2 protein-coding genes are annotated in these 551 nt (G+C 44.6%); one reads left to right on the top strand and one right to left on the bottom strand.

Going from position 1 to position 551, the window contains the following annotated elements; all coding sequences use genetic code 11:
* Window positions 1-244, top strand: a 244-nt coding sequence (locus tag R7O13_RS29935; protein ID WP_318305601.1) for a DUF84 family protein, incomplete at its 5' end; no start/stop codon positions are given.
* A 48-nt stretch (window positions 245-292) separates the two neighbouring features.
* Here R7O13_RS29935 and trpR read toward each other — a convergent pair.
* The coding region (gene trpR / locus R7O13_RS29930) for a trp operon repressor (RefSeq protein ID WP_318305600.1) at window positions 293-551 on the bottom strand (259 nt) is incomplete at its 5' end.

Below are 551 nucleotides of genomic sequence, written 5' to 3'. Positions count from 1 at the left end.
TCGTGGAGAATCTCGCTCAGCCAGTTTGATGCTACCGCCAGAAGTATTAGCTCAACTTGCAGATGCTAATGAACTTGGTGATGTGATGGACAAAGTATTTGGCACCGAAAACATCAAACAAAAGGGCGGCGCAATCAGCTTGCTGACCCAAAACCAATTAACTCGTAGCTCGGTGTATCATCAAGCATTAATTCTGGCGCTGATTCCATTTACGAATCCAGACCACTTCCCTGCCAATCTTTAATTCGAATTACCAGATACGAAAAAGGGCGGATATTTCCGCCCTTTTCTGTTACTTCGCGACTTGAGCCACTTGCTCTAATAAGAGTTTCAGCTTGTCTTTTTCCACTTCGGATTTCGACTTCAACTCATTTGAACCACGAGTGATCGTGGCAATGCCAACACCAAGCATCTGACTGATCTGACGTTGAGATAATTCCCCTTTGAGAAGCTCATTAAGAATGTTAACGCGTGCAGTTAATGATTCCCTCTCATCAGGTGTCATCAGCATGGTTAACAGCATCTCATGTTGCTGGCTATCCACGCTGGAT

This window comes from Vibrio sp. Y176 (genome assembly GCF_033438945.1).
This window is presented reverse-complemented; position numbering and strand designations above follow the sequence as displayed.